This is a genomic window from Stenotrophomonas sp. SAU14A_NAIMI4_8 (genome assembly GCF_003086695.1).
Classification (GTDB): domain Bacteria; phylum Pseudomonadota; class Gammaproteobacteria; order Xanthomonadales; family Xanthomonadaceae; genus Stenotrophomonas.
Genome location: NZ_CP025999.1, coordinates 1,609,785 through 1,624,402 on the forward strand (window position 1 = coordinate 1,609,785; position 14,618 = coordinate 1,624,402).

The following is a 14,618-nucleotide window of genomic DNA, read 5'->3' on the forward strand; positions in this document are numbered from 1 at the left end:
CGCCCGGAACTGACCGTTCATCCTGCCGCCGCTTGCCGGCGGCCGGTGGCTGCGCCATCGTGGCCACCAACACGCTGGGGAGCGTCCAATGAAACTGCGCCGGTCCAACGGCTTCACGCTGGTCGAGTTGATGGTCACCATCGCGGTGGTCGCCATTCTCGGCACGATTGCGTTTCCGAGTTTCCAGAGCACCATCCGTTCCAACCGCATCGCCTCGGCCGGCAATGAAATGACCGGCCTGTTGTCGTTGGCCCGCAGCGAGGCCGTGCGCAACAAGCGCGGCGGCGGGGTCTGCGGCAGCTCCGACGGCAGCAGCTGCGATGGCGCCTGGCGCTCGGGCATGCTGGCCTGGGCCGACGTGGACGGCAATGGCAGCAAGGGCGCCAACGAGGTCGTGCTGCGCTTCGTCTCGGTCACCTCCGATTCGGTCACCGTCACCGGCCCGGCGGCCGAAGTCGCCTTCGATGCCCGCGGTCGCCGCCGCGCGGCCGCCACCCAGCAGATCACCCTGCAGCCAGTGAAATGCGGCAGCGATCCCCAGCGCCGTACCCTGTCCGTCAACGCGGCAGGCCAGATCACCTCCACCAAGGCCGCCTGCCAATGAGCCGTCGTCTTCCCTCGTTCTCGCGGCGCCAGGCCGGTTTCAGCCTGCTGGAAGTGCTGATCGCCATCCTGATCCTCGGCTTCGGCCTGCTGGGCTTCGCCCTGCTGCAGACCATGAACGTGCGCTTCGTGCAGAGCGCCAACTACCGCACCCAGGCCACCAACCTGGCCTACGACCTGCTGGACCAGATGCGCAGCAACCGCTACCAGGCGGGCTGGTACACCGGCGCCAGCTTCGCGGCCAACTCGGTCAGCGCCAGTTCCTGCACCCGCGTGCTCGGCGCCGACCAGGGCGTGGCCAGCAACATCACCCGCTGGCAGTGCCAGGTGGTGCAGTCGCTGGGCGAGGGCGCCAGCGCCACCGTGCTCAACGCCAACGGCCGGGTCACCGTGGGCATCGCCTGGGGCGACCAGCGCTGGGATCCGCAGGATCCCAACGCCCGCACCACCTTCACCCTGGTATCGCAGCTGTGAGCGCGCACCTGTCCTCCCGCCGCCAGGCCGCCGGTCTGTCGCTGATCGAAATGATGGTGGCCATGGTCATCGGCCTGGTGCTGATGCTGGGCGTGGTACAGGTGTTCATCGCCTCGCGCACCGCCTCGCGGCTGGCCGAAGGCAATGCCCGCGCGCAGGAAAACGGCCGCTTCGCACTGGAATTCCTGCAGCGTGACATCCGCATGGCCGGCCACTTCGGTTGCGTGAACGACCAGGCGCATTTCGTGAAGGGCGAGGGCGACCCGACCATCAACACCGGCGCCGCCACCGGTTCGGGCCATCCGTTGGATTTCAGTGTCAGCATCCAGGGCTATGAGGCCCCGGGCACCGGGCCGGGCACCAGCCTGACCGTCGGTGGCAGCTGGCCGGCGGTGACGGGCCTGCCGAGCTCGATCAGTGCGCTCAAGCCGCGCGATGGCAGTGATGTGCTGGTGCTGCGCTACCTGGCCGCCGAAGGCGTGCCGGTCACCGCGCTGGCGCCCGGCGCCAACAGCGTGGTCGGCTTCGACGGCACCATTGGCAAGCGCCTGCTGGAAGGTGGCGTGACCGCGCCCACGCTGTTCGGCGTGGCCGACTGCAGCCATGTGAACGTGTTCAAGGGCACGTATGCCGAAGGCCAGGTCACCGCCAGCGGCGCCAACCTGGACCGCTACACCGTGCAGCCCACCGGCCAGACCATGATCTACCGCGCCGAATCGGTGGTGTATTTCGTGGGTACCTCCGGTACCACCGGCGAACCGGCGCTGATGCGTGCGCGCTCGGACGGTGCCGACGGCTATGCCGCCGCCGAAGAACTGGTGGAAGGCATCGAGAACCTGCAGCTGCTGTTCGGCCTGGACAGCACCGCGGCCATCACCAGCACCACCCCGCCCACCGGCAACATCACCACCGTGGCCATTGCCAGCGGCGTGTCCACCGGCACCAACGCAGCGGCAGCGGCGCAGTGGCGGCGCGTGGGCCAGGTGCAGGTCGGCATCCTGGCGCGCAGCCCGCAGCCCTCGCAGGCCGAAGCGGCCACCGATGCGCTGCGCTACCCGCGCATGCTCGGCGTCGGCTTCGCGCCGTCCACGCCGAACGACGCACGCTACCGCGCCGCCTACGAATCCACCATTGCCCTGCGTAACCGCCTCTTCGGGAACTGATGCCATGAACGCTCGAGCCCGCATCCGTCCGATGCCCCGCCAGCAGCGCGGTGCCGTGTTGTACGTCGCGCTGATCATGCTGATCCTGCTGGCGCTGATCGGCATTGCCGGCATGCAGGTGGCGGGCATGCAGGAAAAGATGGCGTCCAACTACCTGGCTACCAATATCGCCTTCCAGAATGCCGAAGGCGTGACCCGGCGCAGCGAACGCGCGGTGGAAGCCATCGCCAACCGCACCGCCGCCGCTGCCGATGCACCGCTGGTGGCCAGTGATATCCAGGACAACTGCGATATCGCCTTCGATCCGGTGGGCTGGGGCCGCGACCGCCCGCTCACCACGGTGCAGGCGGTGAACGTGCGCCGCATCGATACCTGCGTGATCGGCGGCGGCTCGCTGTCGATGGGCAAGCCGCTGGATCCGGTCACGCCCATCTACCAGATCACCACTTTCGCTACCGATACCGCAACGGACTCCTCGTCCACGGCGTCGGTCGATTCCATCTTCAAGCTCTGAGGCCGCCGGCATGTCCCGTCGCACTTCCCGGATCATCGCCGCGTCTGCCTTCGCCGTGCTTGGCGTGGGCGGCTACTTCGCCTACAGCCTGTTCGCCGCGCAAGGGCAGGGCGCCCTTGCCCAGGCGCCGCTGAACAACACCACCTCGATCCCGCCGGCCTTCATCATGGCCGTGGACGATTCCAACTCGATGACCTTCGAGCGGATCTTCCGTGGTGGCGATGGTCGCATGCAGTGGAACGGCAGCAGCTTCTTCAGTTCGGCCGGCGTGTTCTACAACGTGGGCGAAGCGTGCGGCAACAACTCCACCGACTGCTACCTGTACCTGTTCCCGCACTCGAACTTCAACACCTCGTATTCGCCGGGCCGCGCGATCCCGCCGATCGATGCGTTTGGTTTTGCCCGTTCGCCCACCTACAACGCCAGCTACTACAACCCGGCCGTGACCTACGAGCCGTGGAGCCTGCCGGTGCGAGACAGCGGTGGCAACATGCTCTGGCCGAACGCCACGTTCTCTGCGGCACGCGTTGATCCGCGTGACCCGACGGTCTACGGCACCGACTTCAATACCGGTTACAACACCGTGTACGACCTGTCCTCGCGCCAGGTCAACGGCGAGGCGTTCCAGTTCGTCACCGGCATGACCATTCCGGCCGGTACGCGCTACCGCTCGAACGGGCGTACCTGCAACAGCAACAACAACAACGGCAACGGCCTGCCCAGTTCAGGCAACGTCTGGACCAACCTGGGCAGCGACGTGCTGGTGCGCGCGGACTGCACGGTGCAGATCGCCTACGTGCCGGCCACGTTCTACCTGCCGGCCGACCAGGCCGCACCGGCCGGCTACCTGACCGGTGATGCCAACCGTCCGCTGATCAGCAATGCCTGTGGTCCGGGCTGCGACATGCGCCGCTACCAGATCCTGCCGGAGAACTACCCCGCCAACAGTGCTGATCTGGCCAACGCACAGCGCAACTTCGCCAACTGGTTCCAGTATCACCGCAACCGCATCCTGTCGATGGTCGGCTCGTCCTCGCACGCCATGGTGGGCGTGGACAACATGCGCGTGGGCTATTTCACCATCAATGCCCGCAACAACGTGACCATGTACGACGTCACCTCGCAGCGCTCGGACCTGTTCGGGCAGATCTACCGGCTCAAGCCCAATGGCGGTACCCCGAACCGGCAGGCGGTGGCTTACCTGGGTGAACAGTTCCGGCGTACCGACGCTGGCGCACCGGTCATCCGCGCCTGCCAGAAGAACGGCGGCATGCTGTTCACCGACGGCTATACCAACGTGGGCAACTCGGCCAGCGGCTATGGCAATGCCGACAGCGCCGGCGGCAAGTTCTTCCCGACCCAGCCGTTCGCCGATGGCTACAGCAACACCATTGCCGACATCGCCGCGTCGTACTACGCCGGTGGCTCGACCCCGCTGCGCACCGGGGCAAGCTTCCCCACCGGCCTGGTGCCGGTGCCGGACCAGTGCAGCTCGCTCGACCAGTCCTCGCCGGAATGGAAGCGGCTGGACTGCCAGGCCGACCTGCACATGAATTTCTATGGCGTGACCCTGGGCGCGCAGGGCCTGATCTACGAGGTCAACCAGGCCGCGACCGATGACCCGTATGCCAACCCGCCGAACTGGAACGCCAATGGCGACCCGCTGACCGACGACGACGGCCGCGTGATCGACGAACTGTGGCACGCCGCCGTCAACAGCCGCGGCGAGTTCATCAATGCCAAGACGCCGTCGGACGTGACCGAGGCCATGCGCCGGGTGCTGTCGGCGGTGGGTTCGGGGCAGACGCCGTCGGGTACGTTCGCACTCAGCGGCGCGCGCATCGGTACCGGTTCGCTGACCGTCACCCCCATGTACGACGTGCAGAACAACGGCACCGACTGGTACAGCAAGCTGACCGCCAGCAGCGTGTCGGTGAACCCCACCACCCGCGAGGCGCAATACACCACACGCTGGGAAGCCAGTGCGCAGATGCCGGCCGCGGCCGCGCGCAACGTCTTCTTCGACGACGGCAGCAGCGTGCGCAAGTTCAGCGGTACCACGGTCACCCTGGCCGGGCTCTGCAACCTGTCCAGCACGCTGTACCCGGCGCAGTCGATCTGTACCTCCGCGAACCTGGCGGCGCTGGGCGCCGATGCCACCAGTGCGGCCAATTACCTGCTGGGCGAGAGCAGTGGTGAGGTCCGCAACGGCGGCAAGCTGCGTGATCGCACCACGCCGCTGGGCGACATCGTCAACTCCACGCCGGTCATCAGCGCGCCGGTGGACGACTTCGGCTACCGCGCGCTGGGCGGCACCCTGGGCACGGGCTACACCAACTACCTGACCAACAAGCGCAACAACAACCGCTACGTGGTCTACGCCGGTGCCAACGACGGCATGCTGCATGCGTTCGACGGCGGCATGGATGCGGCGGGCACGATCGGCGGCAACGGTGGCCGTGAACTGTTCGGTTACATTCCGGCCACATCGTACGGGCACATGGGCAACCTGCTGCTGCCCTATGACCCGACCAAGAAGAACGCCCAGCCGTTCGTGCACAAGTACTTCGTCGACGGTCCGCTGACCGTGGGCGATACCTTCTACGGTGGCGGCTGGCATACCACCCTGGTCGGCACCACCGGCGCCGGCGGCCGTGGCGTGTTCGCGCTGGACGTGACCACCCCCGGCAGCTTCGGCGCGGGCAACCGCCTGTGGGAAATCAACGATCTGGCCGGTGATGCCACGGTGCGGGCCAACATCGGCCACGTGCTGGGCAAGCCGGTCATCGTGCCGGTGCGCGCGGCCGATGGCAGCGTCAGCTGGAAGGCGATCTTCGGCAACGGCTATTCCAGCGCCAGTGGCAAGGCCGTGCTGTTCGTGGTCGACATCGGCACCGGTACGCCGACCATCCGCATGATCGAAGCCGGTGAGCCCAATTCCACCATCGCCGGGAGCAATGGCCTGGGCAACATCGTGGTGGTCGATCGGGTCAACAACCTGACCATCGACCCGGTCACCAACAAGCCGAGCCGCGTGCGCGACGGCTACGCCGATACCGTCTACGCGGCCGACCTGAAGGGCGCGGTGTGGAAGTTCGACCTGACTTCCACCGCCACCTCGGTCACCGTGCCTGTGTTCACCACCGGCACCTTCGTGCAGAACGGGCTGACCTACCGCCAGCCGATCACCGGCGGCCTGCAGGTGGCATCGGGTGAACGCGGCGGCGTGCTGGTGATGTTCGGTACCGGCAGCTTCTCCTTCAACGACGACACCCTGCCGATCTCGTCCACCCAGATCCAGAGCCTGTATGGCTTCAACGATGTGGTGAACGGTGCGGTCCTCACCACGCTCACGCGTGCCAACCTGACCCCGAACGCGGTGGTCACCACCAGTGGTTCGCGTACGCTGCAGGTGGGTACCGCGCCTACCTCGTCGCTGGGCTGGTACGTCGATCTTCCTGCCGGCGAACGTGCGGTGGGTTACCCGGAGCTGGCCTCGGGCATCCTGTTCATTCCCACCTACGCACCGGTGGAAGTCACCAGCGGCTGCAGCACGTCGGGTGCGAACTGGCTGTTCGGGCTGAGCCCGCGAAGCGGTGCCGGCGCGCTGTCCGGCGTGCGGGTGGGCTCGCCCACCGGTACCTCCGCCGCCGCCGGTACGGCTGCCATGTCGTTGAACTCGCCGGGCACCGCGCCGATCAAGGACGTGGGCGTATCGGTGGTGCCGCGCCTGCAGCCGCCGACCAATCCGAACGACGGCTCGGGTGTGCCGACGGTGCCGGCCGGTGCAGGCTGCTGGATGGTGGTCAATGTGTCCGGCGCGCAGCCGCTGTACGTGCCGTATCCCTGTGGCCGCCAGTCCTGGCGCCAGATCCAGTAACGGAGATTCCTGCGATGTCACTCAAAGCAATCCGCGCAATGGGCCAGGTCCGCGGCTTCACCCTGATCGAACTGATGATCACGGTGGCCGTGGTGGCGATCCTGGCGGCGGTGGCCTATCCCTCGTACACCGACCAGATCCGCAAGTCGCGGCGTGCGCAGGCCAAGGCCGACATGGTGGAGTACGCGCAGATGGCCGAGCGTTCGCACACCACCAACAACACCTACGCCAACTTCCGTTTCAGCAACGGCACCACCAGCATCCAGTCGCCGCGCGAAGGTGGTACGGCGCAGTACACGATCAGCATCCAGGCCGCGCAGGGCACCTTCACCCTGACGGCGGCGCCGCAGGGCGCGCAGGCCAAGGACAAGTGCGGCACGATGACGGTCAACCAGGCCAATGTGAAGACACCGAGCGCCAGTGCGGTGGCCGGTTGCTGGTGATTTCGCGCAGGGGTGTTGCATCGGCGCGCAGCAGCTACTAGAATGCGCCTCCCCGCCCGAATAGCTCAGCCGGTTAGAGCACTTGACTGTTAATCAGGGGGTCGTTGGTTCGAGTCCAACTTCGGGCGCCAGATCCTGCAGAAGCCGCGAGAAATCGCGGCTTCTGCTTTTCTGCGTCCGGCATCCGCGTGCTTCAGCAGGGTTCCGGCGACGCGCTGCGCAGCGAGCGCACACGCCCGGTATTGCTCACCACCACTTCGGCCTGCGTCAGGCCGCGCTGGCAGACGCGGATGCGCGCATTGCTGCCCGCGCTGCGCCCGCTGGCACGAAACACGATGTGCGGGCGACCGTGCGTGCTGAAGGCCTGCAATGAGGAATGGCTCTGAAGCTGGCGCGCGGCCAGTGGTGGTGCCGGATCGGCCTCATCCGGCCGTGGTTGTTCGGCGCGCAGCAGCCAGCCCTGGCTCCAGTCCTGCCCGCACTGCAGGCCGTCGCTGCTAGGGCAGGCCAGCACGGAGCGGCGGTGGGTAAGCGCCGTGCTGCGGGCCTGGTTCAGCGCCGTGTGCAGCTGCATGCGCAGCTGGTCGGCGCGCAGGCGATCCAGCAGGCCCGCGAACGGCAGCGCCGCCAGGCAGGCCAGGATCGCCAGCACCGCAATGGCCAGCAGCAGTTCGGCCAGGGTGTGGCCGGGGGCAGGGGAGAGCATCAGGCGGACTCCAGCAGCGGACAGGGCACCAGCCTCCGCCCGCCGCCGGCGCGGCACCATCGGGTTTTGCCGCTGCCTGAATCGGGTTCTGGTTCAACCGGTCGTCACTGGAGTGGCCGGTATACTGCGGGTTCCCGGGATCTGGCAGCACCATGAGCGACAGCTTTCAACTCGTTTCGCCCTATTCGCCGGCTGGTGACCAGCCCAACGCCATCGCGAAGCTGACCGACAATTTCCAGGCCGGCATCGCCAAGCAGACCCTGCTGGGCGTCACCGGTTCGGGCAAGACCTACACCATCGCCAACGTCATCCAGAACGTGCAGAAGCCGACGCTGATCATGGCGCCGAACAAGACGCTGGCGGCGCAGCTGTATGGTGAGTTCAAGGCGTTCTTCCCGCACAACGCGGTGGAGTACTTCGTCAGCTATTACGATTACTACCAGCCCGAAGCGTACGTGCCCTCGTCGGACACCTTCATCGAGAAGGACAGTTCGATCAACGAGCACATCGAGCAGATGCGCCTTGCCGCCACCAAGACCCTGCTGTCGCGCCCGGATGCGATCGTGGTCGCCACGGTGTCGGCCATCTACGGCCTGGGCGCGCCGGAGGACTATCTGTCGCTGCGCCTGATCCTGTCCAAGGGTGAGCGCATCGACCAGCGCGACCTGATCAACCATCTGACCCAGCTGCAGTACACGCGCAACGAGTACGAACTGCAGCGCGGCACCTTCCGCGTGCGCGGCGAAGTGATCGATGTGTTTCCGGCCGAGTCGGACAGCGAGGCCCTGCGCATCGAGCTGTTCGATGGCGAGGTCGAGAAGATCACGATGTTCGATCCGCTCACCGGCGAGACGATGCGCAACCTGCAGCGCTTCACCGTGTACCCGAAGACCCACTACGCCACCACCCGCGAGCGCGTGCTGGCGGCGGTTGAAACCATCAAGGTGGAGTTGAAGGAGCGGCTGGAGCAGCTGTACGCGCAGAACAAGCTGGTCGAGGCCCAGCGCCTGGCCCAGCGCACCCAGTTCGACATCGAGATGATGGCCGAGGTGGGCTTCTGCAACGGCATCGAAAACTACTCGCGGCACCTGACCGGCAAGAATGCCGGCGAGCCACCACCGACGCTGTTTGATTACCTGCCGCCGGATGCGCTGCTGGTGATCGACGAATCGCACGTGACCATTCCGCAGATCGGTGCAATGTTCAAGGGTGACCGGTCGCGCAAGGAAACCCTGGTCGAGTTCGGCTTCCGCCTGCCTTCAGCGCTGGACAACCGGCCGCTGCGCTTCGAGGAGTGGGAGGCGCGCTGCCCGCGCAGCATCTACGTCTCGGCCACGCCGGGCCCGTACGAGCTGCGCGAGTCGGCCGATGAGATCACCGAACTGGTGGTGCGCCCGACCGGCCTGATCGATCCGGTGGTGGAAATCCGCCCGGTCGGCACCCAGGTCGACGACCTGATGAGCGAGGCCAACGAGCGCATCAAGGCGGGCGACCGCGTGCTGGTCACCACGCTGACCAAGCGCATGGCCGAAAACCTGACCGAGTACCTGACCGAGCATGGCATCCGTGTGCGCTACCTGCATTCGGATGTGGACACGGTCGAGCGCGTGGAGATCATCCGCGACCTGCGCCTGGGCAAGTTCGACGTGCTGGTGGGCATCAACCTGCTGCGCGAAGGCCTGGACATGCCCGAGGTGTCACTGGTGGCGATCCTGGACGCGGACAAGGAAGGCTTCCTGCGCTCCACCGGCTCGCTGATCCAGACCATCGGCCGCGCCGCGCGCAACGTGCGCGGCAAGGCGATCCTGTACGCCGACAAGATCACCCGTTCCATGCAGGCAGCGATCGACGAGACCGACCGCCGCCGGGCCAAGCAGGTCGAGTACAACGAAGAACACGGCATCGTGCCGCGTTCGGTGGCCCGGCCGATCACCGACGTACTGGAAGGTGCGCGCTCGGAAGCCGCCGAGAAGGAAGCGCGCAAGGGCAAGGGCAAGGCCCGTGGCGGCGTGGCCGAGCCGGCGACGGACTACCGCTCGCTCAGCCCGGCCCAGCTTGCTTCACGCCTGAAGGCGCTGGAACAACAGATGTACCAGCACGCCAAGGACCTCGAGTTCGAGGATGCCGCGCGTGTGCGTGACCAGATCCGGCAGCTGAAGGAAGCCAGCCTTGGCTGAACGGGCCAACGTCGGCTGCCTTCACAAAACTATTGCGCTGGCGCGCCGGCATCCGTAATATACGCGGCCTGCACCGACGCAATCGCGGAAATGCAGGAAAAACGGGCGGTTAGCTCAGCGGTAGAGCACTACCTTGACATGGTAGGGGTCACAGGTTCGAACCCTGTACCGCCCACCACGAAGTCCCTGGCAAGGGGCTGTCGTGAGAAAGACAAACCCGGCCGGCAAGCCGGGTTTTTCAGTCCAGACATGCAGATTCATTGGGCGGTTAGCTCAGCGGTAGAGCACTACCTTGACATGGTAGGGGTCACAGGTTCGAACCCTGTACCGCCCACCACCTGGCTCCCGGCATTGCCGGTGCAGCGGTGGAAATCCCGAACGCCGGCCCTGGGCCGGCGTTTTCGTTTCTGCCGCCCGGCTAGAAACGGATCATGCTGCACATCCGCACCGGCTTCGAGCTGCGCACGATGCCCTTTTCCGTGCGGCACTGCGCTACCTGATCGTCAGCCCGGGCCCGGCAGTCCGGGCACAGCGCGGCCAGTTCCTTGTCGGTACGCACCGGGTCCGCGCACAGGCGCTGCACATGGCTGGCACGCCGCTCGGCGGCCTCGTCAGGCGGCAGGGCCTGGCCGGCGGCGTTCACGATCGTGTAGTCGGCGAAGGGCTGCGGCAGCGCACATTGCGCACGCGTGGTGTCGACGAAGCGACGTTCCAGCTCGCTGCGCAGGCGTGCGCCCTGGCGATCACACGCGGCCACCTGGGCGCGCGATGCTACCGGCGACACGTCTGGATTGACGAACGTGGGGCGGGAGCGAATCTCGCTACCGAACGGGCAGCAGCCCGCAAGCAGCACGCACGCCAGCATCAGGCCCGCGCGGATGAAAGAAGACAGGGTCATGGCGCATCCTTTCGACAGGCGCCCATGCTTGCATCATCGGCGCTGCCGCGGATGAACCGCGACCCTCATTGCGATGAAGACAGCATGCGTGCGCTGCTGACGCGCAGGCGATGCTGCAGCTGCCAGCCGCCGTCGGTCTGCCGCCACAGGCCCAGCGTGCGCGTGCGCTGGGTGGTATTGCGTTCCCAGCACAGCACGCTGTCCTGGCCAAGGCGCACCTGTACGTGCGCCACCGGCAGCGTTTCGTCACCACCGAGCACGGCGGCATACAGCAGAAGCAGGGCAAGCATCGGCATGGCACGGTGCTCCGGAAAGGGAGCCCAGCCTGTCACCGGCGCGCGGCGGCCGGTAGCGGCATGCGACGAAGCGCGGAAAACCGCGTGCCAAGCGCATGGGTCGAGGATGAATCCGGGGCCAGGGACACCCGGACCCGCCGCGTCGCGCGCTCAGGCGGCGGCGAACGCTTGGCGCAGGCTGTGCAGCGAGGCCTGGCGGTGTGCGCTGGCGCACGGCTCGTCCATTTCCAGTTCCTGCAGGCGCAGCCCCACCAGCGTCATCGACAGCACATAGCCGCGCGCGGCGGCATCGGCCGCCCGCGACGCACCCAGCGCATGGCGGGTGAGCGCGTCCACGTGGGCCAGGTCCGGCAGCAGGCCCAGGTACACGCGCTCGGCGCTGTCCAGGTCGGGGGCGCGCAGGATCGCGTGTGCGTCGGGGAGGGGGCTGGCGGCGGCCATGCTAGGTCCTTATGGGCAATGAATGCGCGGCGCTAGAAGGCGCGCATCAACGAAATGAACGCGGAGGTCTGGCTGCCATCGCGGGTCATCGGGCTGTCTTTCACCGCATCGCCGAACCACTGGTTGGCGACCACGCCGGTGGCACGCCACTTGCTGCCCAGCGGCGTGCTGACCGCGATCTGCAGGCTGGGCGAGGTGGCGCTGCCTGGGCGGTAGGCCGCCAGGCCCGAACGCAGGGCTTCTTCGTTGGAAATGCCGTAGTAGTAGTCCAGCAGGCGCGCACTGGAATGCACCACGCCCACCCGCGGCACCCAGGTGAAACGGCCGGCCTGGATCGGGTAGCTGTAGTGCAGGCTCGATTCCATGCCGCCGCCGTGGCCGCTGACTTCACGCTGCACGCTGGCACCCACGATGCCCCAATCCGCCTTGTACTCGGCATTGACGCCGGCCATGGCCGACATCTGCCGGCTGTGCAGGCGGCGCAGCTGCGCATCGTTCACATCGTCGGTCTTGAAGCGCAGCGTGTAAGGCGTGACCACCGCCGATACCCGCAGGCCATCGGCCTTGTACAGGTGCATGCCCAGCGAGCCGGGGCTGGCGAAGAAGCGCTTGCCCTGCCATGCCAGCGCCGGCACCACCAGCGGCTTGTCATCGTAGTGCGCGTACGCACCGGTGGTCGCACCAATGGTGATGCCGGCCTGCACGCCCGGTGCGGCCTCCTGGTCCTGGGCGGTTGCCAGCAGCGGCGTGGAGAGAGCGACGGTGCACAACAGGGGGCGCAGCAGGGCAGGGGAACGCAGGGACATCGAGGGACGATCTGGCAGGGAACAAGCCCCCATGCTGCGCTGCCAACATTGTCGGAACATTGCGCGGCCGGTGGACGCGACGAGCACGTCGACGTGCCGCCACAGGCACTATCATCGGCAGCGATTTCCGCTACCGAGCTTCCGATGCGCATCCTTCTGGTCGAAGACGATCCCGATCTGTCCCGTGCCCTGCAGAGCGGGCTGGAGCGGCAGGGCGTGGTCGCCGACGTGGTCGGCAGCCTGGCCGAAGCGGCACTGGCCCTGCGCGAGCCCGTGCACCAGCTGCTGCTGCTGGACCGGCAGCTGCCCGATGGCGATGGCGTGGCCTTCGTCGCCACCGCCCGCGCGCTGCGCCCCAATCTGCCGGTGATCATGCTGACCGCCAAGGGCGCGCTGTCGGACAAGGTGGAAGGGCTGGACGTCGGTGCCGATGATTACCTGGTCAAACCGGTCGCCATCGAAGAACTGATGGCGCGCATCCGCGCGGTATCGCGGCGGCCGACGGCCATGGTGACCCCGCGCCTTGTGCTGGGCCGGCTGGCATTCGACTTCGAATCGCTGCAGGCCGAGGTCGATGGCCAGCTGCTGGCCCTGCCGCGGCGCCAGGTGCTGGTGCTGCAGGCACTGGCCATGCGCCAGGGGCGCACCGTCACCCGCAGCGCGCTGGAAGCGGCGGTGTACGGCTTCGATGACGAGATCCAGTCCAATGCGCTGGACGCGCATATCTCCAAGCTGCGCAAGGCGCTGCAGCAGGCCGGGGCGGGCGTGGAAATCCACGTCATCCGCGGCGTCGGTTATCTGCTGGCGGAGGTCTGAGATGGCCCGGCAGATCCGTTCGATCACCCTGGGCCTGGCCTGGCGGCTGTTCCTGGCGCAGGCCTTTACCGTGCTGTTCGCGGTGGCCGCGCTGATCATCACCTGGGGTGACAAGGACACCTGGGGCATGGACATGTTCATGGCCGAGGACGTGGCCGATGCACTGCGCAGCGTGGACGGTCGCCTGCAGCTGGACGAAGCCCGCTGGCAGAAGGTCGATGCGCGCGCCGGCGGCAACCTGTGGTTCGCTGCAGTGGATGACCGCGGCGCGTGGCTGGAACGTGGCAAGGTGCCCAGCGTGCATGCGCCGTTGCTGGCGCGCCTGCCGACGCTGGGCGCGACCGAGCTGGGTTCGCTGGTGCCGCCCTACCTGGATGTGGCGCGGGTGATGATCCGCTACGACGAAGGCCGGCGCATCACCGTGATGGTTGGCGGCGCGCCCAAGGGCGGTCTGGTCGACGGCGCGCTGATGGTGCTGCGGCTGATCGGCTTGTGGTTCTTCCTGCCGCTGATCGTGGTCACCCTGCTGGTGATGCCTACCGTGATCCACCGCGCCATGCGCGGCGTGCGCCGTTCCGCGCAGCAGGCCAAGGAGCTGGATGTGGGCCAGCCCGGCGCGCGGCTGGATGCGCAGCTGGTGTCCACCGAAATCGCGCCCCTGGTCGAAGCCTTCAACGATGCCATCGACAAGGTGCAGCAGGGTTACGCCGCGCGTGACAAATTCCTGGCCGATGCCGCCCACGAACTGCGCGTGCCGATCGCGGTGGTGCAGGCGCGTCTTTCGCAGCTGCCGCAGGGCGAACTGAAATCGCAGCTGCTGACCGATGTGGCGCGGCTGGGCAATGTCGCCGAACATCTGCTGGACCTGCAGCGGCTGGATCGCAACACCACCGCACTGCAGCGGCTGGACCTGGCGCACCTGGTGCGGGAAGCGGCGGCCGAACTGGCACCGCTGGTGGTGGGGGCCGGCTATGGCTTCGAAGTGGATGCGCCCGACACCCCGGTGTGGATCCAGGGCGACGGGCTGGCGCTGGGCCGGGTGATCGCCAACCTGGTGCACAACGCCATCGTGCACGGCGGTGGTCGCGGCACCATCTGCGTGCGGGTGGACCCGCAGGGCCTGCTGGACGTCAGCGACCAGGGCGCCGGTGTGCCGGTGGGCGATCGCGAAGCGATCTTCGAGCCATTCCACCGGCTGCGTGCGGCCGGCAACGGCAGTGGCCTGGGCCTGCACCTGGTGAAGGAAATCGTGCAGCACCATGGCGGCAGCGTGAGCGTGGGGGAAGCGCCGGGCGGCGGTGCGCGGTTCCGGGTGAACTTCCACCGCGGGGCGTCACGCCGAAGCGAACGCTGACGGCGCAGCACGGCGTTGGCTGATGGCCGTTGCGGGCGGCATGCCTG

14 protein-coding genes and 3 tRNA genes are annotated in these 14,618 nt (G+C 67.3%); 12 read left to right on the forward strand and 5 right to left on the reverse strand.

All coding sequences use genetic code 11. The features are described 5' to 3' along the window. Positions 1-88: 88 nt before the first annotated feature. The 7 genes from C1930_RS07410 to C1930_RS07440 all read left to right on the forward strand — a co-directional run bounded on the left by C1930_RS07410 (position 89) and on the right by C1930_RS07440 (position 7,208). A complete protein-coding gene (locus C1930_RS07410; RefSeq protein WP_108771415.1) occupies positions 89-604 on the forward strand; it encodes a GspH/FimT family pseudopilin in 516 nt (171 codons plus the stop codon). After that, the gene (pilV, locus tag C1930_RS07415; protein ID WP_108752687.1) at positions 601-1,077 is read left to right on the forward strand and encodes a type IV pilus modification protein PilV; all 477 of its coding nucleotides are present in this window, start codon (positions 601-603) and stop codon (positions 1,075-1,077) included. The genes C1930_RS07410 and pilV overlap by 4 nt, the downstream gene beginning before the upstream one ends. Further along, complete coding sequence (locus C1930_RS07420; protein ID WP_199912414.1) at positions 1,074-2,240, forward strand: PilW family protein; 1,167 nt, start codon at positions 1,074-1,076, stop codon at positions 2,238-2,240. The genes pilV and C1930_RS07420 overlap by 4 nt, the downstream gene beginning before the upstream one ends. 4 nt (positions 2,241-2,244) lie before the next feature. Next, positions 2,245-2,754, forward strand: a complete 510-nt coding sequence (locus tag C1930_RS07425) for a PilX N-terminal domain-containing pilus assembly protein (RefSeq protein WP_108771416.1) — start codon at positions 2,245-2,247, stop codon at positions 2,752-2,754. A gap of 10 nt (positions 2,755-2,764) precedes the next feature. Further along, entirely contained in the window at positions 2,765-6,634 is a 3,870-nt protein-coding gene (locus C1930_RS07430) for a PilC/PilY family type IV pilus protein (RefSeq protein WP_108771417.1), read from the forward strand. 14 nt (positions 6,635-6,648) lie between these two features. Further along, complete coding sequence (locus C1930_RS07435; protein WP_108752691.1) at positions 6,649-7,077, forward strand: type IV pilin protein; 429 nt, start codon at positions 6,649-6,651, stop codon at positions 7,075-7,077. 54 nt (positions 7,078-7,131) lie between these two features. After that, a tRNA-Asn gene (locus C1930_RS07440) sits at positions 7,132-7,208 on the forward strand. A gap of 62 nt (positions 7,209-7,270) precedes the next feature. Here the strand turns inward: C1930_RS07440 and C1930_RS07445 are convergent. Beyond that, on the reverse strand, positions 7,271-7,783 hold the full coding sequence (locus tag C1930_RS07445) for a GspH/FimT family pseudopilin (RefSeq protein WP_159093568.1): 513 nt from the start codon (positions 7,781-7,783) through the stop codon (positions 7,271-7,273). A gap of 152 nt (positions 7,784-7,935) precedes the next feature. Here C1930_RS07445 and uvrB point away from each other — a divergent pair, with 152 nt between their 5' ends. From uvrB to C1930_RS07460, 3 genes are all read left to right on the forward strand, one after another. Then, positions 7,936-9,960 carry an excinuclease ABC subunit UvrB gene (uvrB, locus tag C1930_RS07450; RefSeq protein WP_108771419.1) on the forward strand — a complete coding sequence of 675 codons (2,025 nt, stop codon included), beginning with the start codon at positions 7,936-7,938 and terminating at the stop codon, positions 9,958-9,960. Positions 9,961-10,063: 103 nt separating this feature from the next. Beyond that, positions 10,064-10,138, forward strand: a tRNA-Val gene (locus C1930_RS07455). Between the two features lie 84 nt (positions 10,139-10,222). Beyond that, positions 10,223-10,297 (forward strand) — tRNA-Val (locus C1930_RS07460). 81 nt (positions 10,298-10,378) lie between these two features. On the opposite strand, the gene C1930_RS07465 is transcribed toward C1930_RS07460, so the two are convergent. The 4 genes from C1930_RS07465 to C1930_RS07480 form a co-directional block, all read right to left on the reverse strand. Continuing rightward, the gene (locus C1930_RS07465; RefSeq protein WP_108771420.1) at positions 10,379-10,858 is read right to left on the reverse strand and encodes a hypothetical protein; all 480 of its coding nucleotides are present in this window, start codon (positions 10,856-10,858) and stop codon (positions 10,379-10,381) included. Between the two features lie 65 nt (positions 10,859-10,923). Beyond that, the gene (locus tag C1930_RS07470) at positions 10,924-11,154 is read right to left on the reverse strand and encodes a hypothetical protein (RefSeq protein WP_108771421.1); all 231 of its coding nucleotides are present in this window, start codon (positions 11,152-11,154) and stop codon (positions 10,924-10,926) included. Between the two features lie 150 nt (positions 11,155-11,304). Beyond that, positions 11,305-11,595 (reverse strand): hypothetical protein, encoded by a 291-nt coding sequence (locus tag C1930_RS07475; RefSeq protein ID WP_108755860.1) that lies wholly within the window; start codon positions 11,593-11,595, stop codon positions 11,305-11,307. 32 nt (positions 11,596-11,627) lie between these two features. Beyond that, complete coding sequence (locus C1930_RS07480) at positions 11,628-12,401, reverse strand: MipA/OmpV family protein (RefSeq protein WP_108771422.1); 774 nt, start codon at positions 12,399-12,401, stop codon at positions 11,628-11,630. 144 nt (positions 12,402-12,545) lie between these two features. Between C1930_RS07480 and C1930_RS07485 the strand changes: the two genes are divergently transcribed. After that, a complete protein-coding gene (locus C1930_RS07485; RefSeq protein WP_108752698.1) occupies positions 12,546-13,217 on the forward strand; it encodes a response regulator transcription factor in 672 nt (223 codons plus the stop codon). A 1-nt stretch (position 13,218) separates the two neighbouring features. Next, the gene (locus C1930_RS07490; protein WP_108752699.1) at positions 13,219-14,571 is read left to right on the forward strand and encodes a HAMP domain-containing sensor histidine kinase; all 1,353 of its coding nucleotides are present in this window, start codon (positions 13,219-13,221) and stop codon (positions 14,569-14,571) included. Positions 14,572-14,618 lie beyond the last annotated feature (47 nt).

Bases quoted from the DNA above. Each gene is read 5' to 3' on its own strand.
- C1930_RS07410 (WP_108771415.1), top strand. From the start codon at position 89: ATGAAACTGCGCCGGTCCAACGGCTTCACGCTGGTCGAGTTGATGGTC.
- pilV (WP_108752687.1), top strand. From the start codon at position 601: ATGAGCCGTCGTCTTCCCTCGTTCTCGCGGCGCCAGGCCGGTTTCAGC.
- C1930_RS07425 (WP_108771416.1), top strand. From the start codon at position 2,245: ATGAACGCTCGAGCCCGCATCCGTCCGATGCCCCGCCAGCAGCGCGGT.
- C1930_RS07430 (WP_108771417.1), top strand. From the start codon at position 2,765: ATGTCCCGTCGCACTTCCCGGATCATCGCCGCGTCTGCCTTCGCCGTG.
- C1930_RS07435 (WP_108752691.1), top strand. From the start codon at position 6,649: ATGTCACTCAAAGCAATCCGCGCAATGGGCCAGGTCCGCGGCTTCACC.
- C1930_RS07445 (WP_159093568.1), bottom strand. From the start codon at position 7,783: ATGCTCTCCCCTGCCCCCGGCCACACCCTGGCCGAACTGCTGCTGGCC.
- uvrB (WP_108771419.1), top strand. From the start codon at position 7,936: ATGAGCGACAGCTTTCAACTCGTTTCGCCCTATTCGCCGGCTGGTGAC.
- C1930_RS07465 (WP_108771420.1), bottom strand. From the start codon at position 10,858: ATGACCCTGTCTTCTTTCATCCGCGCGGGCCTGATGCTGGCGTGCGTG.
- C1930_RS07470 (WP_108771421.1), bottom strand. From the start codon at position 11,154: ATGCCGATGCTTGCCCTGCTTCTGCTGTATGCCGCCGTGCTCGGTGGT.
- C1930_RS07475 (WP_108755860.1), bottom strand. From the start codon at position 11,595: ATGGCCGCCGCCAGCCCCCTCCCCGACGCACACGCGATCCTGCGCGCC.
- C1930_RS07480 (WP_108771422.1), bottom strand. From the start codon at position 12,401: ATGTCCCTGCGTTCCCCTGCCCTGCTGCGCCCCCTGTTGTGCACCGTC.
- C1930_RS07485 (WP_108752698.1), top strand. From the start codon at position 12,546: ATGCGCATCCTTCTGGTCGAAGACGATCCCGATCTGTCCCGTGCCCTG.
- C1930_RS07490 (WP_108752699.1), top strand. From the start codon at position 13,219: ATGGCCCGGCAGATCCGTTCGATCACCCTGGGCCTGGCCTGGCGGCTG.